The following is a 26,105-nucleotide window of genomic DNA, read 5'->3' as shown; positions in this document are numbered from 1 at the left end:
GCATTTGCAAATCGTATTATGAAGTGCAAAAGTGCAAATTGAAATCCGTTTAATTCAAAAACGACTATAACTGACTAAATTTCAAATATATCAAAGACCTTTTTTAGATTTTAATGGGACAGCAATGCCTCATTTTAAATTAGTAACCCTCAACTATCAGCAACCTAAAGAATATGCCAATACTCAAAGTCGTGATTTTTAGGTTCATAAGCAATATCTTTTAATAATATCAAGCGCTTTAAACAAATGGACTCAGCTCAATAAATGGAGAAGTGATTTTTTCAATGCATTTATGCTAAACCTATTTATTGAGCTGCTCGGCATTAAAACGAACTCTATCAAAAATCACCAATACATCAATGAACTACTTTATCACGGCTCTATCACCATATAATGTTGAGATTTTATCTAACGGACTATTGTTTAGAAACAAACAATTGAAATTACAATATTCAGACTTCACACCTAAACCAACTGCATCATATTTGCTACATACAAATATAACACACTGTATATCAAACACATTTACCTTTGAAGAGGTTAAATAAAAGTCATAAACAAGCATAAGCAACCAAAGACAAACCGCTGTAAACACTTTGTTTACAGCGGTTTTTTATTATTAAATATCTGGCTATCATAGACATCGCTTATTATTTATGTCACATTTGCTACATATCTGTCACACGGCTTAGATAACAAATTACGCGACTTATAACTACATATTCATTCTAAATGCGATTGATATGACAGGTCATTGCCGGACTCTCAGTCCCAGCTAATTTTCAATTGCATAGAAATTAGCTCTTTGTCATTTTGGCTATCGATTTTCTTAAGTATTTCATTTACAAATGTTTTATCCAGTAGGGAAATGCTCAGAATCTGTAAGATTTGACTTGGTCGATTTTCAATTCGTAGATTGGACGGTCAAATTGCAATTTATATGCAATAATAGCAATCAAACAATAAGGATACTAAGCTAAGGTCTATGGTAGAAGGTAGTAAGTCACGACTGGAAGTCGCTAAAGGAACGTATTATACAAAGGATTTCGTGACTTTTCTTAAAAGGATTACCTGGATACTTACCCCAAAGCAGAATAGCCGCGAGAAGGTTATTACATAGTCGGAGATCAGCTGGGGCAACAATATAAAGAGCATTTGAGCGGTTTTGGCCAGTGGGAGCCAAAGGAGCACGCCGAATCCTCGGAAAACTCTGGCGAATTCATGAGTATTGATGAAACGTCTCTTTTCAATGGAGAGCTTTACACTATCCTAACCAACAAAGCTGCTAAAGGTCGCAAAGGAGCCTTTGTGGTAATGATTAAGGGACAATATCCTTACAATTTCTGACCAGAAGTCGTTATCTGCTCTTTAAATCACCGAAAAATGGATTGAATCTAAGAAAAAAGGGTAGCTGTTCTATTTCTGCTTTACGCCGATGTTCAAACGGGTTATTCGTTAACACATTCTCTGCGAATGATTTTCTCTAAAAACTATCACAAATCTGTAGCACACAAAAGTAGCAAGATGGTATGACTACGTTTCTGATTCGGAGTTTAAATCCTTCAATACCATTGCTGCAACTATCTATTCTCACTATCAGAACATTCTCAACTTCTTTGAAAACAGAAGCACAAATGCTTCTGCTCAATCTTTCAATGCTTAAACTTAAAGCCTTCAGGGCTACTCAAAGAGGTGTAAGAGGTATTATGTTTTTCTTATTCAGAGTTTCAAATATTTATGCTTGAGAATATCCATCCCACAGTTTTTTCATTTGATCCTATTTTCACCCTAAACATTACAGAACTAAAAAAGACCGCAGGCAAAATTACTTACGGTCTTTTCTTTTGAGCCTTCAGAGGGATTCGAACCCACGACCCCGAGATTACAAATCACGTGCTCTGGCCAACTGAGCTATGAAGGCAGGTGGGTAAGCGATCTACATCGCGCCGCTACAACCTTCGACCCTTGCTGCGATCAAGCCCTGGGGGATTAGAAGGGAGCATGCCGTGTAGGACTTACCCGGCTGCAAAGGTAGATATATTTCATTAACCTGCAATACCTGTCACAAATATTTTTCACACCAAACGCCCTACCAGAGCGGCTTTGAAGTATTAAACCTTTTCAAACTGAACCAGTTATGAGCCTGAAAAAAAAATTACAGATTTGGTCACTTTTTCTCCCGGGACAACTCAAAAAATGAATCTCACCTCTATTTTCTATTTCACATCACCTTCATTTTGGCCGGAGAACTCCTGCAATATCGGACGAGCGTCGGAGCTGTATCGGAGGAATTCGCCATTTTACCTATATCAAAGAGCCCTATTTTGAGCCAATGCCAGCCACACTTTGTCCACACGGGAATTTTGCTCTGCAAATCGGAGCGGAATTCATTGAAAAGGGCTATTTTTGCAAACAAATAATAAACTGATGACCGAACAGAAAACCACTCCTGTCAATTTTGCCATGCAAACTGGGCTCTATCTGGGCCCTATCGGATTCGTAATTTTTCTGATAGATTATTTTGCGGTTAGCACACCGCAACTCTCCCTCCCTCTTATTTCCCTGATCATGATTGTTCCTAAAATAGCCTATCATATAGGTACCTATCAGTTTGCCCGACAATTCAAACACAAACACATGAGTGGAAAGCTCTCTTTGTTTGAAGGCTGGAATGTGAGCGTCCTGCTTTATTTCTTTGCTTCGCTGATTTCCGGTATTATTGAATTATCCTACCTGACCTATTTCGATAAAATGTTTTTACAGACCATCAATCCCAAATTAAGCACATTGTTATTGAGGTTTGAAGAATACGCCAAACTTGGACAAAACCCGGAGTTAGCAAATAACTTCAAAGACCTCGCTAAAAAAATGATTGAAATGCCAGCCCTAACCCCTATACAATGGGCTTTTGACTCTATGCAGCAATCTGTTTCAATCGGTATTGTGACGTCCCTGATTTTCGGTATAATTCTTTCCCGCAAAAAAGCGGAAGCCCTCCCTACCCAAAACAATATCAAAGAGTAAAATCATTGCAAATCAAGCAAATGATTGAATAAAATGATATTGAAACAAGCATGATCAATGTTCTTCATAGGACATAACATTAATATGCGATACCGATAGCTATCGGTCCATCTGGAACCAAAACAAAGATAATTAAGACATATGAAAGACATTTCAGTAGTTGTGCCCCTCTATAACGAGGACGAATCTTTACCCGAACTGTTTGACTGGATCAACAGAGTAATGCAGGAGAATAACTTTTCCTTTGAAGTGATTTTTGTCAATGACGGTAGCACTGACCGTTCCTGGGATGTGATTTGTGAGCTGAAAAACCAATTCCCCGACAAGGTGAAAGGGATAAAATTCCGTCGCAACTACGGTAAATCGCCAGCCCTGCACAGCGGATTTGACCGCGTGGAAGGCAAAGTGGTCATTACCATGGATGCCGATCTGCAGGACAGTCCTGATGAAATCCCGGGTCTTTACCGCATGATTACCGAAGAGGGTTACGATGTCGTATCGGGATGGAAGAAGAAACGCTATGATCCGCTTTCCAAAACCCTCCCAACCAAACTATTCAACGCTACCGCACGCAAAGTGTCAGGCATTACGCTGCACGACTTCAACTGCGGGTTGAAGGCATACCGTCAGGAAGTGGTAAAAAACATCGAGGTATATGGCGATATGCACCGCTACATGCCTTACCTGGCTAAAAATGCCGGATTCAAAAAGATCGGAGAGAAAGTAGTACAACACCAGGCCCGTAAATACGGCACGACCAAATTTGGCCTTGACCGCTTTATTAACGGTTATCTTGACCTGATTACACTTTGGTTTTTCTCAAAATTTGGAAAAAAACCCATGCACTTCTTCGGATTGGCCGGCTCACTGATGTTCTTTCTGGGATTAATCTCGGTAATGATTATCGGCGGGATGAAGCTGTATGCACTGGCAAACGGTATATCGCACCACCTGATTACCGAATCACCCTATTTCTACATTGCATTGACAACGATGATCCTGGGTACACAGCTATTCCTTGCCGGATTCCTGGGCGAACTGATTACCCGCAATTCATCCGAAAGAAACATCTATAAAATAGCAGAGGAGATTTAATCATGAACTTTCTCGAAATTTGCAAGCAACGCTGCTCCGTGCGTAGCTATACCAATCAATCTGTTTCAGCCGAAGACCTGGATTATCTGCTTGAGGCAGCCAGACTGGCACCTTCGGCTGTTAATTTCCAGCCGTGGATCTTCATCGTTGTTCGCGAAGAGGCCAACCGCCTGAAAATACAGAAGAGCTACAACCGCGAATGGTTTAAGTCAGCCCCTTTATACATCGTTATTTGCGGCGACCATGAACAGGCATGGAAACGCAAGTCTGATGGAAAAGATCATTGTGATATTGACATTGCCATTGCCGTGGAACACATTTGCCTGGCTGCGACTGAGCGCAAACTGGGTACTTGCTGGGTCTGCAACTTCGATGAACAAATATTAAGTGCGGCTTTAGCCATTCCGGCACATATCGAGCCGATTGCCATATTGCCGGTCGGTCACCCCAATCCCGAATCATTGTGTCAGGAAACAGCCAAAGTCAGGAAACCTCTACAGGAGATTATTCGATGGGAAAAATTCTAAACATCACGGGCGGAATTCTTGTTGCCGTTCTTTTATTCAGCTCATGCAGTGAAAGCAGTTGCACGGAATCAACGGTAGCGGATGCATCGGCTCTATTTTACACCAAATCACCCCATGCGGCTCTGGCATTTGATTCCATTTCCGTCAAAGGAATCGGACAAATCTCTGACTCCATGCTTTTAAACAAAAGCAAGAAGGTGAAAAGCCTTTCGCTGCCGCTAAGGATAAAGTCTGACACGACAGCTTTTGAAATCCGCTTTTACCGGAGCAACTCTGCCACACTGGACAAGACAGATACCGTCCGCTTCTTCCACCAGGTGCGGCCGCAATACCTGTCGCCGGATTGCGGATGTTCGGTATTTTACCACATAGACTCTGTAGCTTACACCCGTCACCGCATCGACACGGTGAAGATCAAACAACCCGAAATTACCAATCAGAATGAAGAGCATTTGCAGATATTGTTTTAGCATACTGCTGTTGATGGTTATTTCGGCAATAAACCTCAACGCACAAACCCCAAATGAAAATACGCCAGTGCCGACCTCTGCCGACACCTCGTCATGGTACAACGGACTGGTAGTCGGTACGGACCTGCTCAATCCGATAGCCGGTGCAATGGGCAAAGATTATTCTTCTTACGAAGTCAGCGTCGAGTATGGGCTGAAGCGCAAATACTTCCCGATAGCAGAGGTAGGTATGAGCAAATCAGACAATACCAGTGACTTCGGCCCCGTCTACCACAGCCCGCTTGCCCCTTATGGCCGTGTCGGGATAAATTATGCATTTTCACAATCCGCTAAAAGCTTTGCCTACATCGGCACCCGGGTTGGTTTCAGCAACTTTAGTTACGATGTATCCAATATGACCATCACCAGTAATTACTGGAAAGAGAGCCTGACCACCAGCCTGAACAGAGAGAAATCAAATGCGATCTGGACTGAATTTATCGGGGGATTACGGGTTAGTATTACTAACCATATACTTATGGGATGGAACGTCAGGGCGAAGTTCATAAATCACGTAAAGCAGACGTTATACGGTTCACCCGCTTACATCCCCGGATACGGCTCTAACAAAAGCAAGACCTACGGAATTCAGTTTTCCATCTATTACAAATTCTAAACCTGACAGGTTTTAGATTCCTGTCAGGTTTTGACATTCAACTCTTCACAATGTCACTACCCGAAATTATTCTCATTGCCCTCGGGCTTTCCATGGATAGTCTTGCCGTATCCATCACCTGCGGCATGATCCTTAAACGATTCCAAATCAAACATATCCTCCGGATCTCCCTCTTCATGGGACTCTTTCAGGGTATAATGCCTCTGATCGGCTACATGGCGGGGATCAGTTTCCAGAAGTATATTGAAAGTTTTGATCATTGGATTGCTTTTGGACTACTCACCTACCTTGGAGGAAAGATGCTTTACGAAGGTATCTGTTCTAAAGACGAGGATGCTAAGAGCATAGACCCGACCAAGGCCGTTACATTACTGGGACTCGCCATTGCAACCAGCATTGACGCATTGGCTGTCGGCCTTTCCTTTGCCTTGCTTAAGATAGAGGTCATCGAACCGGTCATCATCATCGGCTTCACTACATTCCTGCTCAGCTTCATCGGTGCGGCCTTCAGCTCTAAATTCGGTCACAGAGTAAATCTGAAGATGGAAATAATCGGAGGTATTATCCTTATCGGAATCGGGATCAAAATATTGATCGAGCATCTCTTCCTGGCCTAGTAAAGAGAGAGAGAATACCTATACAAGGGCTTGTATGGGTATTACTCTTTATATCGTCAAGGCCCATGCAGATATTAAGCTACTAATCGAAGATCAACGGAGTTAATAAACGAAAGAGAAAGTTCGTGTAACTGTCATTTCCACCCCCAGATGGTAGTATCCGGGGAGATGTGCTTCGAGACTTAACACGAGGTCTCTCATAGTGTTTCGTGCAGTCAGCTGACCAATAATCATACATAGCATTTGATTCTCATAAGGTTAAGCTTTTGGTTTTCTTGTTACCATCATACTTATCGACAATTCTGCCAAATGCTCTGCGGGGTAAAAAATCTGGAAATTGAACAAAGCTATATTTTCCTTGATTCATGTTTTTGACTTTTGGGCAAAGCTAAAAACGAAAAGTCAATTCAAATCGTTACGCTCAAAATCAACTCTAATCAATTTACAAATACTTCAAAGAACAATTTAAAAACTTAAGAGCCTGTTTAAATTTTATTGCTCGACTTTTTTATGGCTATTTTGAGGTAGATTTTTTGCTTTTATCCCGCAGATTTAGCGGGCTAAATCAAGGGGGAAAAGTGAAAAACATACCCGAAAGAGGCTAAAAAAAATAGAACGTTGAAACCACCTCCCGTCGGAACAAATATGAAATCAATCAACACTTGCATTTCTTCAAAAATATCCAATCCGATCGTTCCTAGTCCTTCCATCATTTTCAGGTCATCAAATGGATATATAAAAAGCATATTATCAAGTCTGCAATTACAGATTGCCGCATGAAATGCTTCATCATAGGAAACACCAACCCAAATAATTTCAACAAATCCATTTCCAAACATCTGAACCTGTCTTATCTTCTGGGGAGGCATAGTACATGGGGATATCCTGTTGTCATTTATTTCCGCTGTCCCAAGGAAATAATTTACGACTCAAACTTAACTTATAAAAAACAATTGAACCGTAGATGGTATAACAACGTTCGAATAAGGTGTCTCATTAAATAAAAAACACTGATTTTCAGGAACAAGCAGACCTGATAGTTTGAGATTACTTTCCCATAAAAACATTAACCCGTCTAATATCCGGCAACTATGAAAAAAACAATTGCATCAGCCATTATCCTGCTCATCTGTTTATCAGCATCAGCCCAGGCGCCTGTCAATCTGAAATTTAAAATAAAAACAGGCGTAATGAACCAGCTAAAAATAACCAGCAAACAAAACGTACAAACCACCTACAACGGAACGCCATTTACTACTAAGGCAACCACTAATATATTTATCAGCTACACCTTGCTCTCTCAGGATAAAGATATCATGAGCATTGAATTCAAGTTCGATACCATTCAATCCAAAACGGTGGCCCCTATGATGACCAAAGAAACCAATTCGGCCATTCCTGCAAAAAGCAAAGAGTATCTGGAACGTATGCTGAACCGCTTCAGCGCAAACAAGGTCATCGCTAAAATCTCCACTTCAGGCAAGTTTATCGGTTTTGTAAACTACAAACCATTCCGGGATAATATCCTGCAATTGCTGGATTCTGTGCCGGACAGTAAAAAAGAACAGATCCGTAAACAATCCGATGTGATGCTGAAAGAGTCGGCTATTCAATCCATGATTGAACCCTTATTTGCCTATCTGCCCGAAAAACCAGTAAACCCGGGCGACAAATGGGATACAACCATCAAACAATCTTCCGGTGGAATTTCTCTTATGTTGTTTAATACATTTGCATTCGATAAACTGGAAAATGGAACTGTCGTTCTCTCTCAGATTACAGAAACAGAGTCTATTCCCTCCAATGAACCAAACCCGGCCATGTCAATGGATATAAAAGGAAAGTCCACCTCAAAACTCGTGATTGACTTAATGACGGGTGCAATACTGAATAGTTCAGCAACTACACATTCGGAAGGAAACATGAAAGTAAAAAACCAGGGCAATGAAATGCTCATGCCGATGGTTATTGACTCCGAGTCAGAGATTAATAAGATACGATAGAAATTAAACCTACCCACTTAAAAAACTCAATCCAGGTGAAGAATATATTTATAATGGCATTACTCTGCCTATTTGCGGTAAATGCCCATGCCCGGCAAATCATTACCGGGTCAGTCGTGGAAAAAGAGTCAAATAAACCAATCGAAGCAGCCACTGTAGAATTACTTCAAGTTTCTGACAGTAGTTCGGTCGAAGTCGTATATACCAACAGCGAAGGTGCTTTTACCCTGATGAAAGCCGATACGGCTAAAAGATATTGCCTACGGGTGAGACAGTTAAACTTCAAGATCCGTAAAGTTTCCGTTGCAAAATCGACAAACAGAATCATCAATATCGGTCAGATCGCATTAGATCCCTCTTCAATCAATTTAAAAGAAATCGTGGTAAACGGTTCGAAAATAAAGGTAACCGAACTGCCCGACCGAACGGTTTATGGCATCCCGACTGACCTGAAGAAGATATCGACAGATGGGCTCGATGTACTCCGTAAAGTACCGTCTGTACAGATTGACTATTTCAACGAAGAGATTAAGGTGGATGGGAAAACGAATATCAAAATAGAAGTGGACGGTGTGACCCGCGATAAAGACTTCATCAAAAAACTTCATCCGACACAAATAGACAAGCTCGAAGTGATCACCAGCCCAACCGGGAAATACGATGCGGATGTGGATGCCGTGATTAATATTATTACCATCAAAGAGATGCGTTATGGTTTGAAAGGTACGGTAAATACTCAGCTCCTACCCAACAGTACCGATCGCTATATGATGCGCGGAATGGGAAGCCTCGATTATGGCCTTAAAACCATTTCATACTATGTATCTGCCAATGGCGGACTGGGGAAATTTGACTTCATCAATACGATGGATAGATATGCTGGTCCTGACACTTTGCATCAAAATGGAAATATGAATTCTTTCTTTGCCAATGGCAATATCAATGCCGGATTTATCTATGATCCAAATGAGAAAAACAACCTGAGTCTGAATATTTCGTACAATGGAAATAATTCGAAAACCAACAACGATCAAACAAATAATAGTTGGGAAAATACAAATCCGAAAAGTATAACCGGAACAACCAGCGAATCAAAAAACAAGAATGGTGGGCTCAATGCTTCATTATTCTACAAACATAGCTATGACAAGAAAAAGAGTCATTTCTATGAAATAGAGACAAGTCTCTATAGCAGCCTTATAAACACAAATACGACTAATTACAAAAGCAAATATTACACCACTTTAGACAAAACAGAACAAAACAATTCCCGCATCAGCACGCTAAACGGTCGTTTTGGCTACTTCCTGCCATTTGACAGTGTTTATACTTTCGGCACCGGAATAAATGCGAACTATAATCACAACTATATAAATAACATCCGTTCTCTGACTCAGGCTCCCGATCTGGAATACAATAATACCCGGGGCTCCATGTTTGCCGAATTGTCCAGAAACTTCAAAAAAGGAAACCTGAAGGTTGGAACAAGAGGAGAATTCTCCTACGTTACGATAAATACGACGAACACAAACAAATTCTTCTCACTCCTCCCCTATGCAAACGGTCAATATAAAATCAATGACCGGAACAGCATCAAACTAAACTATTCACGTCGTGTCATCCGACCATCAAGAAATCAGTTGAACCCCTTTGTCAGCTATGTGGACAGTCTTACCATCAGTCAAGGTAATATTAATCTTGTACCAGCCTATCGTGATAATTTCCAACTCACGTACAACGTGAAGTATGGTAAGAGTAAATTCAGCGGCAATTTATCACCACAACTCTTCTTCGAATACAGGACAAGATTAATTCAAACTATCACGCAGGAGATCCAGAATACAGGCAGATTCGAAAAGATACCGATGAATATCTCCAACGGTTACGAGGGTGGCTTGGGATTATCCGTCAATGCACAAATAGTGACAATTATATTCAATTCCAACTTCAGGTATTTCCGTAGCCATATTGACAATTATATAGATGAAAAGGGTATGCAGCAGATTGCTGCTCAGGATAGAAACAGCTGGAACTGGAACTCGCAAATCATGTGTCCTTTACCGCTAAATCTGAGATTCTTTTCCATGTTGAATCTGACCGGACCGACTGTAAACGGACAGGAAACCAGCAAATCATCTCCGTTTTATCTGGCTGGTATCGTCAAGCAGTTCAAAAACAACAGCAGTCTCACAATATTGGCCTTCAATCCCTTTGCTGAGAACTTCTTTAAGAGTACGACTACACTTAATAACTCGTCATTCTACCAAAGAAGCCAAACATTTATGAATATGAAAAATGCCTTCCTGATTAATTACAGCTACAACTTCAAATTAGGCAAAGATGTGAAAGCACAGAAACAGGAAACAGAGCAGAATATCGAAGAAAACAATATTAAGCTTCCGTTCTAAGAGACTGTTTACTCAAATGAAAAAAGCGGGCAAAACCCGCTTTTTCGTTGTATATTATTACCAAAAGAAGCTATTATCATAAGTGGACTCATTTCCACAGCCATCCCGTACCACCAACTTCAGAAGATGCTGTTGCTTCTCCGCCACATGCTTAGCAGAAAGCTTACAGACCAGCAATGCTTTACGGGGATCATATTCAAAAAGGGCAAATTTCCCATCAATCGTTCCTTTGTAATAAGCAATCCCGGATTCGTAATCGGAAATACGGATGTGAATCTGGTTGTGAAGACCGCTTTTAAGAGGAAGAATCACCGGAGGATGAAAATCAGCCGCAACAGAATATTCACCAAACTCACGAATACTGCCCGTCACCCAGCCTTTTTTATAAGTTCCCCCAACGTACGAGGGACGACCACCGGTAACTTTTGCCAGGTAATATTTCGATTTATCCTGAAGCGTATCTTGCTCCACCTTAATGCTAAGTTCGGCATAACTATGGAAAGGAACATCCGGCGTATGCAATGAATGGATATCGGCATAAAAACGTGGAGACTTTTTCACGTCATACTTAAAGCAAAAATCATCGTAGAAAGTTCCAGCAGGTATCTCAAGTTTGACATTCTTCTCCTTGAATTTCTCGTTTTTATTCCAGAATATCTTGTCATGGCAATCAATCTTGACCAAAGGAATCTCCTGCTTCTTTCCCCGTAACGTGAAATTCACCTCAGAGGTATTTTGATATTCATCTATGAGAATGTACTTGACCTTATAGTCGCGTTCCTGATCAATATCGATAATGCCCGCATTCTGCACATTCTCGTAAATATCCATTTTATTGCCGGGCTCTACATAGGACTTCATAAACAAAGAACGATGAAGGCGCCACTCATTATAATCAATAAAACTGTTGACATAACGGGTATCGTGAAAAGGAAAACGATTGATACGGCTGGTATAGATTAATTTTCCATCAACTAACAGTTGAATCTTCTTCACCCCATAGATATTCGAAAGCTGGTCTTTATGATCAAACGCCTTAATCCCCAAAGCAATCTTTCCCCAAACCAGAGGAACCTGTTGCAAACTCTTATTAACGACGGAATATTGTTTCTTCTGCATTAAGCCATTGATCACCCCATCATAAAGCATCGGGTAAATCATCACGGCCTCAGCCTGTGGTGCGATATGATCCTTAATGAGGTAGCGGAAATAGAATAAGGGATCAAAAGTTTCTTCTGTCTTCGTATCCCGCACCTCAAAGTGCAAATGCGGACCGGCAGAGCTACCGCTATTACCACTGTAAGCAATCAACTGGCCTTTCTTTACCGGAATCTCATTCTCCTTAAACTTATGATCAATCGTGTATGATTCCGCTTTATATTGCAAATCTTCAAACAAAACGTCAAGCTCAGGCGAAAAATGGTCAAGGTGAAGATAAACAGAAGTCAACCCATTGGGATGATTAATGTAAAGGGCTTTGCCGTTTCCTGTAGGCGCAACCATAATCCGAGATACATAGCCTTCATCGAAAGAATAAACAGGAATGCCGATCTTTCCCTGGGTCTTAAAGTCAATACCGGAATGGAAATGGTTGTTTCGAAGCTCCCCGAAGTTACCGGCCAGAAAAAGAGGAATACGCAAGGGAGAAGCCGGAGCATAGCTGGATGGCTCCTGAGCAAAGGAATGCAAACCGCAAAGCACAGAAAGCGCGGTTGCTGCTATATATTTTCTCATAAGATACCTATTGATGTAGTCCTGCAAAGGTAGCCCCTTCTGATTTTTATCACAAGGAAATAAAGAAGAAATAAAGGTGGAAATTGTTTTCCCCGGCGTCAACGAACCGATAAAGCGACTTGCTTGTTAATAAATACAACCAGAAGAATTATGAGAAGAATATCAACAATAGGCTACCACCTGGGAGACAGACTTGACCTGAAGCTAATAAAAAACGGGTTGACCTTTGACTGTATCTATACCGATCCGACCGAATTGATCTATCAGACAGACGAATTCTGCTACTTCTATATATTTGATTATGGAAGCATCGTATTTTTAGGTGTGGAAAAGGCAGAACAGACGCAGATCATCAATGCAATCCGCCAAATCCTGAAGATTGACTCCAAAGAGCTGATGAGCGAAAATTTCGACATCGAAATAAATCCGGACGCCGACTATCATATCTTCTTTGACCGCGTTGTATTGAACGAGATCAACACCGATATAGCAAAGATCATCATGCTCAATATCGCGCAATCAATCGCACTGGATTACTTCACGGAACAATCGAACCTACTACTGGCTACAACACGGCAGTTCAGCAGCGAACTGGAAGAGCGCGGCCGATTTTCTCTAAAAGGTAAGAAGCTGCTTCAATCGATCGGAAAAACGCTCAACCTGAAAATCAGAATAGCAGAAAACCTTTACATCTTTGATTCACCCCGACTCTCATGGAACGATGAATTTCTCAATAAACTCAACGATGACCTAAGCCTTGAACTCGATTTGCGCATCAGACATAAAAGCCTCCAGGAAAATCTGCGCATTGTCAAGGAAAATCTGGATATCTTCAAAGAAATAACTCAACACTCCCACAGCTCAGCGCTTGAGTGGATCATCATTATCCTGATAGCGGTGGAAATTGTAAACATGTTTCTGGAGAAGATTTTCTGAAGGAACGGAAAACGGATAGAAAAGAAAAAAGCACCTCGGCATCGAAGTGCTTTTCTTGTTGAGCGGGAGACGGGACTCAAACCCGCGACCCTCAGCTTGGAAGGCTAATGCTCTATCAACTGAGCTACTCCCGCAATTTGATTTACAACTTTAATAAAACCTACAAGGTATTTATCAGGCCAATTGTAAACTTTTTCGTGGGCGGTGAAGGATTCGAACCTCCGAAGGTGAAAACCAGCAGATTTACAGTCTGCCCCATTTGGCCACTCTGGTAACCGCCCCCGTTTCTCAATTGCGTTGCAAAGGTAATGCTTTTATTTTAATCTGCAAGAAAAATCTATCATTTTTATTGCAGTAATTGCAGCTTCATCGCCCTTGTTACCGTGGATTCCGCCCGCACGATCGAGTGCTTGCTGCATATTATCGGTAGTTAACACGCCGAAAATAAATGGAATACCAAATAACAGATTCAGTCTTGTAACGCCTGTTGTTACACCCTGACAAACGTAATCAAAATGTGGAGTATCTCCGCGAACTACGCAACCTAAAACGATTACAGCATCCACTTCAAGGCTCTCAGCTACTTCGCGGGCTCCAAAAGTCAACTCAAAAGTTCCCGGCACGCGATGCACTGAAATATTATCAGCCTTCATTCCGTGGCGTTCCAGAGTATCACACGCTCCCTGAAGTAAATTTTCGGTAATATCCGAATTCCATTCAGCTACAACAATGGCAACTTTCCATGCAGAAGCGTCAGGAACTTTAGAAGAATCATATGAAGAAAGATTTTGATATGCTGTAGCCATGATTATTGATTCAGTTTAGCTCTTTCAATGTATTTTTCAATATCGGCAGCTTCCGGTGTATTGAAATATTTTTCTTTAATGGTAGTATATACATCTACAGCTTTGTCAAACTTCTTCAGGTTTTCATAAGCAAGACCTGCTTTTTTCAAACAAATCGGAGAAAGCAGTTCATTATTTGCTTTATCAGCCGCTTTAACGAAATAATCTGCAGCATCATCTACATTACCCAATTCAATTTGACAGTCGCCGATAGCAGACAAGGCTGCAGGAGCCATCATTTTATCATCTGAATCAAAATCTTTCAGATATTTCACAGCCTGCTCGTAATTTCCAAGGTTTTTGTTGCAAATACCAGCATAGAATTTAGCAACATTTGCTGACTTGGTAATACCGTAATCATCGATAATCGACTGAAAACCGACTACATCGGCTCCGTTACCGTTCAAAGCCAGCTTGAAGGAATCCTGTTGGAAAGCAATCTCTGCTTTGTACATAGCAGCTTCAGCTTTACGCTCTTTAGGTTTAATATAAGCATAGTTAAATGCTAATACACCTGAAACAGCGACAACCACAACTGCCAATCCGATAAGCATCTGCTTTTGGTATTTCTCAATAAACTGCTCTGATTTGGTTAGAGCTTCCTGAACATTTTCCAGTTCAATTGGATTTTGATTCTTTGTGTTTTCTGACATATTCCTTTTTAATTAATTCGGAGTTTTTGTTCGGAAGGCAAAAGTAGCCTTTTTGTTGATACTAACGAAATTTCCGTTAAACTTTTTCCAGCCAGGAAAGGCTATGTCAGTTGAAAAACGGGGATTGCGGGTAATTTTTCTAACTTTGCATGATTCCAACAAGAACGGAGCGACATTTAAGATGATTCTCAAAAATATTTCGATCGTAAACTATAAAAATATTCCTCAGGCCGATTTTGATTTCTCCGCCAAGATAAATTGTTTTCTTGGAAACAATGGCATGGGGAAAACAAACCTGCTGGACGCCATTTATTATCTCTCTTTTTGCAAAAGCTTCAACAATACGCTCGACAATCAAAATATCCGTCACGAAGAAGATTTCTTTATGCTGCAGGGGTTCTACAAACAAGATGAACGTGCGGAAGAGATTTATTGCGGCATGAAACGCCGACAGAAGAAGCAATTTAAGCGCAATAAAAAAGAGTACGAAAGATTATCAGACCACATCGGGCTCATTCCGTTGGTGATGATTTCGCCTGAAGATGCCATACTGATCCAGGGCGGAAGCGAGGAACGCCGGAAATTTATAGACCAGGTTATTTCTCAATCCGACAAAATCTACCTCGATGCTTTGATTCGTTACAACAAGGCGTTAACACAGCGGAATTCAATACTAAAAAGCGAAACGCCTCTGACCGATCTTTCACTGATGGAAATACTGGAAGAGCAAATGAGCCGGGCCGCTTCATATATTTACCTGAAACGGGAGGAATTTATTGCTGAGTTCACACCGATTTTCCAGGAATACTACGACTTCATCTGCCTGGGAAATGAAAATGTAAAGCTAATTTACCGCTCTCATCTGCAAAATGGGAATCTAACAGACCTGCTTGCCGAATGCAGGGAAAGAGATAAAATACTAGGATATACTTCACGTGGAATTCACAAAGACGATCTGGAGATGCAATTGGGAGAACATCCACTGAAACGAATTGGTTCGCAGGGACAAAACAAAACCTACCTTATCGCCCTGAAACTTTCCCAATTTATGTTTTTAAAAAAAAGCAGCAGGGTCACTCCTATCCTTTTGCTCGATGATGTTTTTGACAAAATCGATGCTAACCGCGTAGAGCAAATCATAAAACTGGTATCCGGTGATACATTCGGACAAATTTTCATCACGGATACCAACCGCAAATACCTTGATGAGATCATAGCAAAAGTGCACAGCAACTATCATTTATATCAGGTTGCACAAGGAGAATTCCAACAGATATAAAACACCGGTCTAAAAAAGAGAACCATGCAACGTAAAAACGCACAATCATTAGGTGAAGTTATACAGGAGTTTCTGAAGGAAAACAACTGGAACGGAAAATTTCAGGAAAGAAGAATCATCCAATGCTGGAGGGTTTTGCTGGGTAATAATGTCGCCCAGTATACCACCTCTATTTTCATAAAGAACAAGATACTATACGTCAAAATCAGCTCATCTGTACTCCGCGGTGAATTACAAATGTGTCGTGAGATGCTAATCAAAAGAATCAACGAACACATTGGCGAACAGGTCATTAACAATATAATCTTTAGTTAAACAGCTATGATCATAGAAGATATCAAACACCGGCTTCCCATCCAGATTCGATTCAACGACATCGACTCGTTAGGGCATGTAAATAATGCAATTTACCTTAGCTATTTCGATTTGGGCAAATCAGCCTATTTTCAGGCTGTTAAATCAACCATTATAGACTGGACAAAAATAGATATCGTAGTTGCCAACGTAAATATCGATTACCACGCACCTACTTTCATGCACGAAAAGCTTGAAGTTAGGACACAAGTAGCCGATATTGGCAATAAAAGCATGAAAATGGTGCAACAGCTGGTCAATCTTGAAACCGGAGAACTGAAAAGTTCCTGCCGCACCGTAATGGTGGGTTATCATCCCGAAAGTAAAGCATCAAAAATAATTTCTCAGGAATGGAGAAATGCAATAGAACAGTATGAAGGAAAAAAGTTTGATTGATCTAGAAAAAAAGGAACTTCGAAAATCGATTTTTCGAGTGAGGGAAAATAAAGGAGAACAACATCTGATACATCTTTCCGAAAACGTAATTTCACGCCTTGAGGCTACTGAGGTTTTTAAAACAGCTCAAACAATTTTATGCTATTTCGCATTACCGTTTGAAGTGAATACAATTCCCGCAATTAAACGTTGGAGTGAAAATAAAACTATTCTGTTACCGGTTGTACACCATAAAGAATTGAAAATTAAACGCTTTACCGGAATGAATCAAATGACACGTGGCATTTTTAATGTCATGGAACCGATAGGGGAATTTATTGAACATTATGATTCAATAGACCTAGTCATCGTTCCTGGACTTGCGTTTGACCTGAATAAAAACCGAATGGGCTACGGTAAAGGTTTCTATGACAGGTTATTGCCAATGATCGAAGCAAAAAAAGCGGGAATTTGTTTCGAATTTCAGCTTTTCGAACAAATTCCCGCCGATACGTTTGATCAACCGATGGATCTTATTTTGACCGACGCACGTTCTGTGCTTTAAGCGATAGATTCAAAGCTTGCTTGGTTTTTATTGCATTGATAGCCTGACTTAACGTTTGATCATCTTGCATAAAAATCGGATAGAAAGCCTCATCACCCAAGATGTTACGCGCAATATATGCCTCGGTTTGTACTTCCAGCAACGCGCGTGACATTTCTAAATAAATAGGTCTTCTTCTCACCCCTCTTTCATGTGCAAAATCAGCCAACTGATCTACCAAATCCTGTCCATTTAAATAAACCTGCAATTGCCTGTAGTTTTTAAATTGTTTCAATGCCTGGCGATGCTTATCCGCATATTCAAAGCAAAACTGATAGAGCAGGCTTGAATTAACAAGGCTGTTATAATACGAATTAACGCCATCAGACTCACGGGGAACAAAGATGTCCGGCATAATGCCACCACCACCATAAACTTTGCGTCCGGTCAGGGTCTTGAACTCTTTCTTCTTATTCAGCTTGATGCTGTCTTTCGAGTCGAACTCTCCGTGCAGATAGCGATTCATTATATCATCTTCATAATCTTTCTGATCACCCATCACATAATCTTTCTGAATGCAACGTCCGGATGGAGTATAATATCGGGCAATGGTAAGACGAAGCGCCGAACCATCAGCAAGCTGATATTGCTGCTGCACCAAACCTTTACCGTATGAACGGCGGCCAATAATAAGTCCGCGGTCATTATCCTGAATAGCTCCGGCAAAAATTTCACTTGAAGAAGCGGAAAACTCATCCAGTAACACCACGACCTGATTAGACTGAAATGAACCGGAACCAGTAGAAACAGCATCAGAGCGAGGCATTGTTTTTCCTTGCGTATAAACAATCAGACGTCCTTGTGGAAGAAACTCATTTACCATATTGATAGACGCATCTAGAAACCCTCCGGGATTTCCACGCAAGTCAATAATAAAGCTCGAACATTTCTGAGCGCGTAATTTAGCTAACGCAGCCACAAATTCATTATAAGTATTACTTCCAAACTTACTGATCTTTACATATCCAATAGAGGGCTGCACCGGATAAGCCACATCCACACTATTTACAGGAATCTCTCCTCGCTTAATATTATAAACCAGCACAGTATGGGAAGAACGTCTTTTAATACCCAGCTTGACAGTAGAACCCTCTTTACCGCGAAGTTTCTTCATCACCCGCTCGTTAGTAATATTTTTCCCGACAAAGACAGAATCATTTATACTAATAATACGGTCACCTGGCATAATCCCCACCTTTTCCGAAGGGCCTCCTGTAATTACACTTACCACACTTACGGTATCATTCATAATACTGAATTGAATACCAATTCCACTGAAGCTTCCTTCGAGGTCTTCATTAACAGCCTCAAGATCAGATGCCGGAATATAAACAGAATGAGGATCCAATCCACTAATAATATTTGGAATCGCTTTTTCCATCAATTGATCCACCGAAATGGAATCAACATACTTCTCAGAAATCAGATTAACAATAGCACCTAATTTATTTCCATTAAGTGAAGGTAGTCTTTTAAGTAGGATATGAGAAAAATAAGCCCCTATCATTACTCCGAGAATTAATGTCAGGGAGAGGTAAAAGATAAACTTTTTATTATTGTTCATAGTCTATGAGAGATTATATTGCTTCGTTATTTAATGTCAGATTTACAACTTCTACACCTGCCTTGCTGAGTAGATTAATACCATCTTCAACTCGATATTTATCCAGATAAACAACCCTGACAATTCCGGACTGGATAATCAGCTTCGCACATTCAATACAAGGTGAAGTGGTGACATACAGAGTAGCCCCCTGGCTACTATTGTGCGAACCAGCCAGCTTTGTAATCGCATTGGCCTCTGCATGAAGCACATAAGGAAACGTCAGACCATGCTTATCTTCGCAAATATTATCAAAACCAGCGGGTGTACCGTTATACCCATCCGAAATAATCATTTTGCTCTTTACCACCAAGGCCCCCACCTGACGTCTGTTACAATAAGAATTTTCAGCCCAGATACGAGCCATCCGGAGGTATCGTTCGTCTAAAAGTCGTTGTTTATCGTTGTTTTGCTCCATTATGGTTGTATAATCATAAAGATTCAGGTTTATATACAAAACCCGGAATGAGGATAAAGTTTATTTGAGGAAAAAATTTTCTACAGAAAAAAGAAAGGAAAGCAGTTCCGAATCGTATATTCATTCGACCGGTGAAACAATACCCTTTTTCATCAAAATCAGAAGAAAAGGTATTTATCAGAAAAAAATTCTGCAGCAGCTTAAAAACCAGAATTAAAAGTGCCGCCAAACAACAAAGAGGCAAAATACAGCTCATTAATCAGCCATCAAATAATTGAGGCAAATTTAATGAATTAAATCCTATTCAAGACTCTGAAAACGATATTTTTCATGTCCAAAAACATGATTTTAGGACCACGCCTACCGCCAAATACAAAAAGGGAGAAACTTTTTCATTTTTCAAAAAGCTTCTCCCTTTTCACTTTATAAAATCTATTCTTCGAAATCAAATTCGAAATCAAAATCATCCAGATATTCAGGCGTTGTAAAATCATCCAAATCACGACGATCCTTTTTGGTAGGACGACCAGTACCTTTTGCTCGATCCACAAAACCACCGATTTTCTGCAACTCCAGGATTTCATACTGTTCGGGGGGCGTTACATTTTCCATAAACTCTGGAACCAACTTTGCTCCCATCCGTTTATCAGTCAGCGCCAGCACCTTAAACGAATAGACAACCGGGGGCTTTCGCACTTGAATCACCTCCCCGACTCTAATCATTCGCGAAGGCTTCACGGTTACATTCTGAATCATAATCCGTCCTTTCTTACAGGCTTCAACAGCAATGGTACGTGTTTTGAAAACCCGTGTTGCCCACAGCCATTTATCAATACGCACCTCTTCCATTTATTTGTTATTAAAATGGTTCATCGTAATCTGAATACCTGACAGACAGAAACTTTTGATAATTTCAGCAGAGCGTTCCAGTTTTGCGGGCAATTGCTCTTCTTCCTCCGGTTTGAATTTTCCCAAAACGTAATCTACCTGCATCCCCTTTGGGTAATCATCCCCAATACCAAAGCGCAAGCGCGAATACGAATCTGTACCCAAAATCTGCTGAATATGCTTCAATCCGTTATGACCGGCATCGCTTCCTCTTGGTTTTACACGCAATGTCCCAAAGGGCAACGCCAAATCATCTACGACTACAAAAACATGCTCCAAGGGAATCTTCTCGGTCTGCATCCAGTAACGGACAGCATTCCCGCTGAGATTCATATAAGTAGACGGTTTAAGCAGAATAAGCGTTCTGCCTTTCACTTTCAGCTCACAAATAGCACCGTAACGGCTATCTGTAAAAACAAGATTGGACGCTTTAGCTAAAGCGTCCAATACCCGGAATCCTATGTTGTGGCGGGTCATCTCGTACTCACTTCCGATATTTCCCAAACCAACGATTAAGTACTTCATTTTTCTAATTTAAGTGGCGACCTTCAGGAGGTCAACCGAACTAAAATTATTTACCTTTTGCAGCAGCCAGAGCACCTCTTGCAGCTCTTGTCAACTTAACGGCACAAACTACAGCGTTTTTAGCGTTCATCAGTTCGAGGTTCTCGTATGACAATTCACCAACCTGGATAGTTTTACCAAGACCAAGGCTTGAGATGTTGATATGAAGCTTTTCAGGAACGTTGTTGTAAAGAGCTTTAACGCGAAGTTTACGCATTTCAAGGCTCAGTTTACCCCCTTGTTTAACACCTTCAGCCAAACCGTCAAGTACAACAGGTACTTCGATTGTAATTGCTTTGTCTTCGAAGATTTCAAGGAAGTCAACGTGCAAAATACGGTCTGATACCGGGTGGAATTGAAGATCTTTAATGATAGCGTTGTAAGTTTTGCCATCGATAGTCAATTCTACTTTGAAGATTTCAGGAGTGTAGATCAGTTTGCGTACAGCATCCTGAGTTACAGTGAAGTGAACTGTTTCAGCACCACCATACAATACACCAGGAATAGCATCGCTTTTACGGATACCTTTAGCAGCTTTTTTTCCGAGGTCTGCTCTACCTTCAGCTAACAATTGAAAAGTTTTCATTTTTGTTTGATTTTGTGTTACTCAAAATTAAGTTTTCACTTGCTTAATTTCCCATCACACGGACGTTCTTAAAAAGCGCTGCAAAAGTAAGCAATTTCCGCCTATTTTCAAAACGATATATCCAAATAAATAAATGCCCCTCCATAAACATCTCCGGCAGGGCACATTTTATCTTAATAGGATGTAAGCAAATTATTCACGACGGCTTCCGCCCAAATAAATCATAATATAGTAAACCAATGTAGCCAGAGAACTCAAAGCAGCGACCACATAAGTATATGCCGCCCAACGCAATGCGTCGGTTGCTTTGTCATGCGTATTTACATTCGTAATACCTGCTCGACTCAACCATGCGATAGCACGACTACTGGCATTAATTTCAACCGGCAAGGTAATAAAGCTAAACAACGTTGTCATGGCAAACAAAAGAATCCCAAATAACAGCAATTCAGGGAATGTCTTGAGTGTAAAAATCCCCGCCAGCAATATCCACTGCACCCAGTTAGATGCAAAACTCACCACCGGTACCAGTTTACTTCGCATTTGCAAAAAGCTATAGGCTGTAGCATGCTGTACAGCGTGACCACATTCATGAGCAGCAACAGCAGCCGCTGCAACACTATTACTGTAATAAACATCTTCACTCAGATTCACGGTTTTATCTGCCGGATTGTAATGGTCTGTCAAACGACCTTCCACCGAAAGCACTTTTACATCATAAATACCATTATCGTGAAGCATTTTTTCAGCCACATCTTTACCGGTCATTCCATTAGGAATGGACACTTGTGAATATTCATCAAACTTACTGCGAAGTCGGCTCTGAATCAACCAACTAATCAGGGCAAATCCAATAAAAATAACATAGATCATCATAATGATTCAATTTTAAGTTTCAATATCGCCTATTCAAATGTCATACCAAATTAAAAAAACCAGACTCATTGCCAAAATGTCAGACATTTAACTTAACTCACGGCCACTTTTGACATTTCGGAGGTAAAATTACTCTGACAGAAGATATTGCTGAAATCTTTTTCCTCAAAAATTGTTTTGACTCAATCCTCATTTAGCTAAATATTCGCAATACAACCATCAGAAAAAGAAAAACCCGCCATTTTACAACAGCGGGCTAACGAAATAATATCCTACTTTTACTCCTCTTCACAGCGGATTACATTCACCGGACAGCTATCAACCGCCTCTTTGATTTCATCCGAAAACTCACTGTAATCAACACCTTCGATTACATGCATTTTGTCTGACACTTCAAATACTTCTGAAACAATAGATTCACACATACCGCATGCAATACAGCTATCCTGGCTTTCATCGAGCCATACTTTTTTTACTTTCATAGTTCTTTTGACAGTTAATTATTAGACGTTCTATCTTGAACGATTCTAAAACAACCCACCATCATGAAGGTTGAGTAGATTCAGACAATTTAAACTCTTTTCAGAGCTATTGGTTCCAAAATGAATACTCTCCAAACCTTTAATGACGATTATAAAGCCTGAAGCCCATCACTTCAGCAAATAGTAACATACAAATACAACTGGAAAACTATGTACTTTCTGGCAAAAACAATTTATTATGCGCTGTAACCCTATTACAGATACCAGAAAGCCAACACTTATTGAATAGTCAGAGCAAGTGTAGCGGGAGAAAAACAGGTCAATAATAATAGATATAACAGAAGATAAACAGGGATAAAACACATATAAATGGTGTTTTATCCCTGTTATATATAACAATGAGACATGCCTTAATACCAACTAACCGGTGCTCTACACTGGCTACTACCAACAGAAACTTATATTGATTCTTGTTTTAGTTGCACAGCAATGATAAAAGAGAAATTGACATTAACTTACCTACCGTTATCTTTCGGGGTGGCTTTAGTTAAGGAAGAGAGGAATACCCATTACGTATTTTCCATAGGAAATATTTTTCCAGGATCACCTTGTTGACATCATAGAAAATATTCGGAATCATAATAGCAAAGTTACGGGGCTTAAATAAGTGGTCAGAGAGGATAATCACCTCCTTTTTGCCGGCATCCATAATACAGACACCCGGAATTTTACCCCATGATTTTTCTTTCAACTTAGTCTCACCGTTAATAGAACGAAGGATATTTTCTGCTACAATCTTGCCTGTTTCGTCGCTGGGATAACCTGTCTTAGGAACAGAGAAAGGCACCTCACCCTGTTTAAAAGGCGGTACCACATTTACAGTCAATCCTGCCGCCCAGATATTGGAATATTTCCTATGTCGGTAATCCAATCCAACATCAAGAAAGCCATTAGCAGTCGCCTCCAATTTTGGAGAATTTGTAATAAAATCAACACCAACAAAAGGAGGCATAAGCATGGTAAACTTAGATGGCAAAGATTCACCATTAGTAAGCTTTACACTTTCAGGTGTCACCTCCGTCACACCAACACCTGTACGGTAGTGAATATTAAACATTTGCATAAACTTCTTCAACATCGCTTCCCCCATCGGCATTCCTTCAATGCCAAAGTGACCAAGAAAAGTCTCAGGAGTTACCCAGTATAAATCTACTTTTTTCCGAATTTTCTGCTCACGCAACCATTTCTCCATATTAAAAAGAAACTCGTATGCGGCCCCCATACATCCTGCATTTTGAGTAGCCCCGATAACCATTGGCCCGGGATTCTTTTTAAACTCCTCCAATGCAGCTTTTGCAGCCAAAGCTCCGGTTGGATGACCAATATAATGAGCATACTCTTTGACACCCGGCGCAATATCATGTTTTACTTTTGGCCCCGTAGCGATTATGAGCTGGTCATATTCAAAATCCCCCTGCTCGGTTGTAACGATTCTTGTATCAGGATCAACACTTAATGCTATAGTTTGAACAAATGCTATCCCTGCTTTTTCAAATACCCCTCTCCTCGGCACACTAATTTGTGCCACATTGCGTCGACCAAAAGGCACCCAAATCAATGAGGGAATAAACAGAAAATCAGGATTACGGTCAATTACAGTCACATTAACACTGCCGTTTAGCTTTTTCTTCACTTCCATAGCAGCGGTCATTCCGGCAAAATTGCCTCCAATCACTAGGACTTTCATAATCATTATATTTAAATTATTAGACATTAATCATTTGAGTCATATTTCAGAAACTAAACTTCTCATTTCATCTCCACCTACACCACAACATATATACACGTATTTATATTTGCAAATATACTACTATTTCAATCGGATTGTAATTTACCGATACGATTTTTTTTATGTTGTAGAATACCCTCTTACAATCAATACAGGAAAAAGACGTGCCATCAATGCAAAATACTCAAAACACCCCAATCGCTTCCCCTCCTTTAAATTCTGACTATATTTGCATTCTCTAAATTCCAATCCCCTTTCAATATTGCATGAAGCAGATACACATCTACTATTTTTCAGGCACAGGCAATGCCCGGATGGTCGCTCGTTGGATGAATGAAGAAGCGCAAAACGCCGGACTCGAAAGCCGCGTGATCAACGTTTCGCAAAACCGCATAGCCAGAGAGATGACTCCCGATACGATGCTGGGATTCATCTCCCCCACCCACGGCTTCAACTACCCGCCGCTGATGATATATTTCCTGCTACGAATGCCTACGACCAAAGAACACCAACCCGTATTCCTGATGAATACCCGGGCTGGCATGAAGCTTGGTCCGCTTTTTATCCCGGGATTATCGGGGATCGCGTTGTGGCTGGCAGCTTTTATCCTTTGGGCAAAAGGGTACCACGTGGCGGGAATGCGCTCCATCGACATGCCATCAAACTGGATTTCGCTCCACCCCGGCTATGGTCCGAAGACAATCGCGGCAATGGTTGCCCGTTGTGAAACAAAGACACTTCGTTTCGCCCAACAAATTTATTCAGGTAGAAAAATATACAGCGCGGCGCTTGACATTGTACAGGATGTGCTGATTTCACCCATTGCCATCGCCTATTTTCTGGTCGGACGCTTTATTTTATCCAAAACTCTTTTTGCCTCACGCTCCTGTAACCGTTGTGGTAAATGTATCAAAGAGTGCCCTGTGAAAGCCATTTACGAAGTGGCCGACCGTCCTTACTGGAGCTTCCGCTGCGAAAGCTGTATGCGCTGCATCAATAATTGTCCGAAACGGGCTATCGAGGCAGGCCACGGGATGTTCGCCGCCATTATGATTCTCGTTTACACTTTTGTCATCAGTGCTTTTTATAAATATTTTCCTGTAAGCAGATGGGGCATCTTCAACAGCGATTCGCTTCTTGACAAACTGGCACGGTTTACACTGGAAAGCTTTATCGTATTGGTATTTCTGGTCTTCTGCTACCGGCTAATACATCATCTGCGCCGTTACCGGTGGATCGATGCGATGATTACCTATACCTCATTGACCAAACTTAAATTCTGGAGAAGATATAAAGCGCCAGAGTGAAATGCTTCCGGAT

28 protein-coding genes, 3 tRNA genes and 1 pseudogene are annotated in these 26,105 nt (G+C 40.8%); 15 read left to right on the top strand and 17 right to left on the bottom strand.

Translation table 11 applies throughout. The annotated features are described in order from the left end of the window. The first annotated feature begins 1,116 nt into the window (after nucleotides 1-1,116). Nucleotides 1,117-1,745: pseudogene (locus tag MLE17_RS18990) on the top strand (ISL3 family transposase). A gap of 102 nt (nucleotides 1,746-1,847) precedes the next feature. On the opposite strand, the gene MLE17_RS14915 reads toward MLE17_RS18990, so the two are convergent. Next, nucleotides 1,848-1,921, bottom strand: a tRNA-Thr gene (locus MLE17_RS14915). 506 nt (nucleotides 1,922-2,427) lie between these two features. On the opposite strand from MLE17_RS14915, the gene MLE17_RS14910 reads away from it, so the two are divergent. From MLE17_RS14910 to MLE17_RS14885, 6 genes are all read left to right on the top strand, one after another. After that, entirely contained in the window at nucleotides 2,428-3,024 is a 597-nt protein-coding gene (locus tag MLE17_RS14910) for a DUF4199 domain-containing protein (RefSeq protein WP_243349506.1), read from the top strand. A gap of 141 nt (nucleotides 3,025-3,165) precedes the next feature. Continuing rightward, nucleotides 3,166-4,119 (top strand): glycosyltransferase family 2 protein, encoded by a 954-nt coding sequence (locus tag MLE17_RS14905; RefSeq protein WP_243349505.1) that lies wholly within the window; start codon nucleotides 3,166-3,168, stop codon nucleotides 4,117-4,119. A 2-nt stretch (nucleotides 4,120-4,121) separates the two neighbouring features. After that, entirely contained in the window at nucleotides 4,122-4,646 is a 525-nt protein-coding gene (locus tag MLE17_RS14900; protein ID WP_243349504.1) for a nitroreductase family protein, read from the top strand. Continuing rightward, a complete protein-coding gene (locus tag MLE17_RS18925) occupies nucleotides 4,583-5,116 on the top strand; it encodes a DUF6452 family protein (protein WP_243349503.1) in 534 nt (177 codons plus the stop codon). Before MLE17_RS14900 ends, MLE17_RS18925 begins: the two co-directional genes overlap by 64 nt. After that, the gene (locus tag MLE17_RS14890; RefSeq protein WP_243349502.1) at nucleotides 5,088-5,771 is read left to right on the top strand and encodes a DUF6048 family protein; all 684 of its coding nucleotides are present in this window, start codon (nucleotides 5,088-5,090) and stop codon (nucleotides 5,769-5,771) included. Before MLE17_RS18925 ends, MLE17_RS14890 begins: the two co-directional genes overlap by 29 nt. Nucleotides 5,772-5,821: 50 nt before the next feature. Then, nucleotides 5,822-6,388 (top strand): manganese efflux pump MntP family protein, encoded by a 567-nt coding sequence (locus MLE17_RS14885; RefSeq protein WP_243349501.1) that lies wholly within the window; start codon nucleotides 5,822-5,824, stop codon nucleotides 6,386-6,388. 102 nt (nucleotides 6,389-6,490) lie between these two features. Here MLE17_RS14885 and MLE17_RS18880 read toward each other — a convergent pair whose 3' ends face one another. The 3 genes from MLE17_RS18880 to MLE17_RS14875 all read right to left on the bottom strand — a co-directional run bounded on the left by MLE17_RS18880 (nucleotide 6,491) and on the right by MLE17_RS14875 (nucleotide 7,257). Then, the gene (locus MLE17_RS18880; protein WP_262920338.1) at nucleotides 6,491-6,589 is read right to left on the bottom strand and encodes a hypothetical protein; all 99 of its coding nucleotides are present in this window, start codon (nucleotides 6,587-6,589) and stop codon (nucleotides 6,491-6,493) included. A 49-nt stretch (nucleotides 6,590-6,638) separates the two neighbouring features. After that, complete coding sequence (locus MLE17_RS18875; protein ID WP_262920333.1) at nucleotides 6,639-6,755, bottom strand: DUF4372 domain-containing protein; 117 nt, start codon at nucleotides 6,753-6,755, stop codon at nucleotides 6,639-6,641. Between the two features lie 193 nt (nucleotides 6,756-6,948). Then, complete coding sequence (locus MLE17_RS14875; RefSeq protein ID WP_262920332.1) at nucleotides 6,949-7,257, bottom strand: pyridoxal-phosphate dependent enzyme; 309 nt, start codon at nucleotides 7,255-7,257, stop codon at nucleotides 6,949-6,951. A 222-nt stretch (nucleotides 7,258-7,479) separates the two neighbouring features. Between MLE17_RS14875 and MLE17_RS14870 the strand changes: the two genes are divergently transcribed. Continuing rightward, on the top strand, nucleotides 7,480-8,391 hold the full coding sequence (locus MLE17_RS14870) for a DUF6263 family protein (RefSeq protein WP_243349499.1): 912 nt from the start codon (nucleotides 7,480-7,482) through the stop codon (nucleotides 8,389-8,391). 35 nt (nucleotides 8,392-8,426) lie between these two features. Beyond that, nucleotides 8,427-10,799, top strand: coding sequence for an outer membrane beta-barrel protein (locus tag MLE17_RS14865; RefSeq protein WP_243349498.1), 2,373 nt, complete (start codon nucleotides 8,427-8,429; stop codon nucleotides 10,797-10,799). A 57-nt stretch (nucleotides 10,800-10,856) separates the two neighbouring features. Here the strand turns inward: MLE17_RS14865 and MLE17_RS14860 are convergent, their stop codons facing one another. Beyond that, complete coding sequence (locus MLE17_RS14860) at nucleotides 10,857-12,533, bottom strand: M23 family metallopeptidase (RefSeq protein ID WP_243349497.1); 1,677 nt, start codon at nucleotides 12,531-12,533, stop codon at nucleotides 10,857-10,859. A 150-nt stretch (nucleotides 12,534-12,683) separates the two neighbouring features. Between MLE17_RS14860 and MLE17_RS14855 the strand changes: the two genes are divergently transcribed. After that, on the top strand, nucleotides 12,684-13,469 hold the full coding sequence (locus MLE17_RS14855; protein ID WP_243349496.1) for an RMD1 family protein: 786 nt from the start codon (nucleotides 12,684-12,686) through the stop codon (nucleotides 13,467-13,469). Between the two features lie 61 nt (nucleotides 13,470-13,530). On the opposite strand, the gene MLE17_RS14850 is transcribed toward MLE17_RS14855, so the two are convergent. From MLE17_RS14850 to MLE17_RS14835, 4 genes are all read right to left on the bottom strand, one after another. Continuing rightward, nucleotides 13,531-13,603 (bottom strand) — tRNA-Gly (locus MLE17_RS14850). A 64-nt stretch (nucleotides 13,604-13,667) separates the two neighbouring features. Further along, nucleotides 13,668-13,750 (bottom strand) — tRNA-Tyr (locus MLE17_RS14845). Between the two features lie 33 nt (nucleotides 13,751-13,783). Beyond that, nucleotides 13,784-14,275 (bottom strand): 6,7-dimethyl-8-ribityllumazine synthase, encoded by a 492-nt coding sequence (gene ribH, locus MLE17_RS14840; RefSeq protein ID WP_243349495.1) that lies wholly within the window; start codon nucleotides 14,273-14,275, stop codon nucleotides 13,784-13,786. Nucleotides 14,276-14,277: 2 nt separating this feature from the next. Continuing rightward, nucleotides 14,278-14,967 carry a tetratricopeptide repeat protein gene (locus MLE17_RS14835; protein WP_243349494.1) on the bottom strand — a complete coding sequence of 230 codons (690 nt, stop codon included), beginning with the start codon at nucleotides 14,965-14,967 and terminating at the stop codon, nucleotides 14,278-14,280. A gap of 181 nt (nucleotides 14,968-15,148) precedes the next feature. Here MLE17_RS14835 and recF point away from each other — a divergent pair, with 181 nt between their 5' ends. The 4 genes from recF to MLE17_RS14815 are packed head-to-tail and all read left to right on the top strand — an operon-like array spanning nucleotide 15,149 to nucleotide 17,540. Continuing rightward, nucleotides 15,149-16,246 carry a DNA replication/repair protein RecF gene (gene recF, locus MLE17_RS14830; RefSeq protein WP_243349509.1) on the top strand — a complete coding sequence of 366 codons (1,098 nt, stop codon included), beginning with the start codon at nucleotides 15,149-15,151 and terminating at the stop codon, nucleotides 16,244-16,246. A 24-nt stretch (nucleotides 16,247-16,270) separates the two neighbouring features. Next, nucleotides 16,271-16,561 carry a DciA family protein gene (locus MLE17_RS14825; protein WP_243349493.1) on the top strand — a complete coding sequence of 97 codons (291 nt, stop codon included), beginning with the start codon at nucleotides 16,271-16,273 and terminating at the stop codon, nucleotides 16,559-16,561. 6 nt (nucleotides 16,562-16,567) lie between these two features. Then, nucleotides 16,568-16,996: an acyl-CoA thioesterase gene (locus MLE17_RS14820; RefSeq protein ID WP_243349492.1), complete on the top strand. Its 429-nt coding sequence runs from the start codon at nucleotides 16,568-16,570 to the stop codon at nucleotides 16,994-16,996. Then, nucleotides 16,974-17,540, top strand: coding sequence for a 5-formyltetrahydrofolate cyclo-ligase (locus tag MLE17_RS14815; RefSeq protein ID WP_243349491.1), 567 nt, complete (start codon nucleotides 16,974-16,976; stop codon nucleotides 17,538-17,540). Before MLE17_RS14820 ends, MLE17_RS14815 begins: the two co-directional genes overlap by 23 nt. Here MLE17_RS14815 and MLE17_RS14810 read toward each other — a convergent pair. The 8 genes from MLE17_RS14810 to MLE17_RS14775 all read right to left on the bottom strand — a co-directional run bounded on the left by MLE17_RS14810 (nucleotide 17,509) and on the right by MLE17_RS14775 (nucleotide 24,743). Next, nucleotides 17,509-19,143, bottom strand: coding sequence for a S41 family peptidase (locus MLE17_RS14810; RefSeq protein WP_243349490.1), 1,635 nt, complete (start codon nucleotides 19,141-19,143; stop codon nucleotides 17,509-17,511). The two genes, MLE17_RS14815 and MLE17_RS14810, sit on opposite strands and share 32 nt — an antisense overlap. A gap of 13 nt (nucleotides 19,144-19,156) precedes the next feature. Next, entirely contained in the window at nucleotides 19,157-19,600 is a 444-nt protein-coding gene (locus tag MLE17_RS14805; protein WP_243349489.1) for a deoxycytidylate deaminase, read from the bottom strand. 432 nt (nucleotides 19,601-20,032) lie between these two features. Then, entirely contained in the window at nucleotides 20,033-20,449 is a 417-nt protein-coding gene (locus MLE17_RS14800; protein WP_243349488.1) for an RNA-binding S4 domain-containing protein, read from the bottom strand. After that, a complete protein-coding gene (gene pth / locus MLE17_RS14795) occupies nucleotides 20,450-21,013 on the bottom strand; it encodes an aminoacyl-tRNA hydrolase (protein ID WP_243349487.1) in 564 nt (187 codons plus the stop codon). Nucleotides 21,014-21,059: 46 nt separating this feature from the next. Then, entirely contained in the window at nucleotides 21,060-21,638 is a 579-nt protein-coding gene (locus MLE17_RS14790) for a 50S ribosomal protein L25/general stress protein Ctc (protein ID WP_243349486.1), read from the bottom strand. Between the two features lie 192 nt (nucleotides 21,639-21,830). Continuing rightward, nucleotides 21,831-22,511, bottom strand: coding sequence for a zinc metallopeptidase (locus MLE17_RS14785; RefSeq protein WP_410795635.1), 681 nt, complete (start codon nucleotides 22,509-22,511; stop codon nucleotides 21,831-21,833). 281 nt (nucleotides 22,512-22,792) lie between these two features. Beyond that, nucleotides 22,793-22,996 carry a ferredoxin gene (locus tag MLE17_RS14780; RefSeq protein WP_243349485.1) on the bottom strand — a complete coding sequence of 68 codons (204 nt, stop codon included), beginning with the start codon at nucleotides 22,994-22,996 and terminating at the stop codon, nucleotides 22,793-22,795. 547 nt (nucleotides 22,997-23,543) lie between these two features. Next, nucleotides 23,544-24,743: an NAD(P)/FAD-dependent oxidoreductase gene (locus MLE17_RS14775; protein WP_243349484.1), complete on the bottom strand. Its 1,200-nt coding sequence runs from the start codon at nucleotides 24,741-24,743 to the stop codon at nucleotides 23,544-23,546. Between the two features lie 308 nt (nucleotides 24,744-25,051). Here MLE17_RS14775 and MLE17_RS14770 point away from each other — a divergent pair, with 308 nt between their 5' ends. After that, entirely contained in the window at nucleotides 25,052-26,092 is a 1,041-nt protein-coding gene (locus MLE17_RS14770; protein WP_243349483.1) for an EFR1 family ferrodoxin, read from the top strand. Nucleotides 26,093-26,105: the final 13 nt, after the last annotated feature.

The sequence above is a fragment of the Parabacteroides sp. FAFU027 genome, assembly GCF_022808675.1.
Classification (GTDB): domain Bacteria; phylum Bacteroidota; class Bacteroidia; order Bacteroidales; family UBA7332; genus CAXXIC01.
The sequence above is the reverse complement of the archived record's forward strand: the minus strand, read 5'-3'. Positions and strand labels throughout refer to the sequence as shown.

What these genes read in the sequence shown, in the direction of transcription:
- MLE17_RS14855 (WP_243349496.1), top strand. Translation starts at nt 12,684, where the DNA reads ATGAGAAGAATATCAACAATAGGCTACCACCTGGGAGACAGACTTGAC.
- MLE17_RS14825 (WP_243349493.1), top strand. Translation starts at nt 16,271, where the DNA reads ATGCAACGTAAAAACGCACAATCATTAGGTGAAGTTATACAGGAGTTT.
- MLE17_RS18880 (WP_262920338.1), bottom strand. Translation starts at nt 6,589, where the DNA reads ATGAGAGACCTCGTGTTAAGTCTCGAAGCACATCTCCCCGGATACTAC.
- recF (WP_243349509.1), top strand. Translation starts at nt 15,149, where the DNA reads ATGATTCTCAAAAATATTTCGATCGTAAACTATAAAAATATTCCTCAG.
- MLE17_RS14910 (WP_243349506.1), top strand. Translation starts at nt 2,428, where the DNA reads ATGACCGAACAGAAAACCACTCCTGTCAATTTTGCCATGCAAACTGGG.
- MLE17_RS14780 (WP_243349485.1), bottom strand. Translation starts at nt 22,996, where the DNA reads ATGAAAGTAAAAAAAGTATGGCTCGATGAAAGCCAGGATAGCTGTATT.
- MLE17_RS14810 (WP_243349490.1), bottom strand. Translation starts at nt 19,143, where the DNA reads ATGAACAATAATAAAAAGTTTATCTTTTACCTCTCCCTGACATTAATT.
- MLE17_RS14905 (WP_243349505.1), top strand. Translation starts at nt 3,166, where the DNA reads ATGAAAGACATTTCAGTAGTTGTGCCCCTCTATAACGAGGACGAATCT.
- MLE17_RS14805 (WP_243349489.1), bottom strand. Translation starts at nt 19,600, where the DNA reads ATGGAGCAAAACAACGATAAACAACGACTTTTAGACGAACGATACCTC.
- MLE17_RS14900 (WP_243349504.1), top strand. Translation starts at nt 4,122, where the DNA reads ATGAACTTTCTCGAAATTTGCAAGCAACGCTGCTCCGTGCGTAGCTAT.
- MLE17_RS14815 (WP_243349491.1), top strand. Translation starts at nt 16,974, where the DNA reads ATGAAGGAAAAAAGTTTGATTGATCTAGAAAAAAAGGAACTTCGAAAA.
- MLE17_RS14775 (WP_243349484.1), bottom strand. Translation starts at nt 24,743, where the DNA reads ATGAAAGTCCTAGTGATTGGAGGCAATTTTGCCGGAATGACCGCTGCT.
- ribH (WP_243349495.1), bottom strand. Translation starts at nt 14,275, where the DNA reads ATGGCTACAGCATATCAAAATCTTTCTTCATATGATTCTTCTAAAGTT.
- MLE17_RS14870 (WP_243349499.1), top strand. Translation starts at nt 7,480, where the DNA reads ATGAAAAAAACAATTGCATCAGCCATTATCCTGCTCATCTGTTTATCA.
- MLE17_RS14820 (WP_243349492.1), top strand. Translation starts at nt 16,568, where the DNA reads ATGATCATAGAAGATATCAAACACCGGCTTCCCATCCAGATTCGATTC.
- MLE17_RS14890 (WP_243349502.1), top strand. Translation starts at nt 5,088, where the DNA reads ATGAAGAGCATTTGCAGATATTGTTTTAGCATACTGCTGTTGATGGTT.
- MLE17_RS14770 (WP_243349483.1), top strand. Translation starts at nt 25,052, where the DNA reads ATGAAGCAGATACACATCTACTATTTTTCAGGCACAGGCAATGCCCGG.
- MLE17_RS14885 (WP_243349501.1), top strand. Translation starts at nt 5,822, where the DNA reads ATGTCACTACCCGAAATTATTCTCATTGCCCTCGGGCTTTCCATGGAT.
- pth (WP_243349487.1), bottom strand. Translation starts at nt 21,013, where the DNA reads ATGAAGTACTTAATCGTTGGTTTGGGAAATATCGGAAGTGAGTACGAG.
- MLE17_RS14860 (WP_243349497.1), bottom strand. Translation starts at nt 12,533, where the DNA reads ATGAGAAAATATATAGCAGCAACCGCGCTTTCTGTGCTTTGCGGTTTG.
- MLE17_RS14835 (WP_243349494.1), bottom strand. Translation starts at nt 14,967, where the DNA reads ATGTCAGAAAACACAAAGAATCAAAATCCAATTGAACTGGAAAATGTT.
- MLE17_RS14875 (WP_262920332.1), bottom strand. Translation starts at nt 7,257, where the DNA reads ATGCCTCCCCAGAAGATAAGACAGGTTCAGATGTTTGGAAATGGATTT.
- MLE17_RS14785 (WP_410795635.1), bottom strand. Translation starts at nt 22,511, where the DNA reads ATGATCTATGTTATTTTTATTGGATTTGCCCTGATTAGTTGGTTGATT.
- MLE17_RS14790 (WP_243349486.1), bottom strand. Translation starts at nt 21,638, where the DNA reads ATGAAAACTTTTCAATTGTTAGCTGAAGGTAGAGCAGACCTCGGAAAA.
- MLE17_RS18875 (WP_262920333.1), bottom strand. Translation starts at nt 6,755, where the DNA reads ATGAATCAAGGAAAATATAGCTTTGTTCAATTTCCAGATTTTTTACCC.
- MLE17_RS14800 (WP_243349488.1), bottom strand. Translation starts at nt 20,449, where the DNA reads ATGGAAGAGGTGCGTATTGATAAATGGCTGTGGGCAACACGGGTTTTC.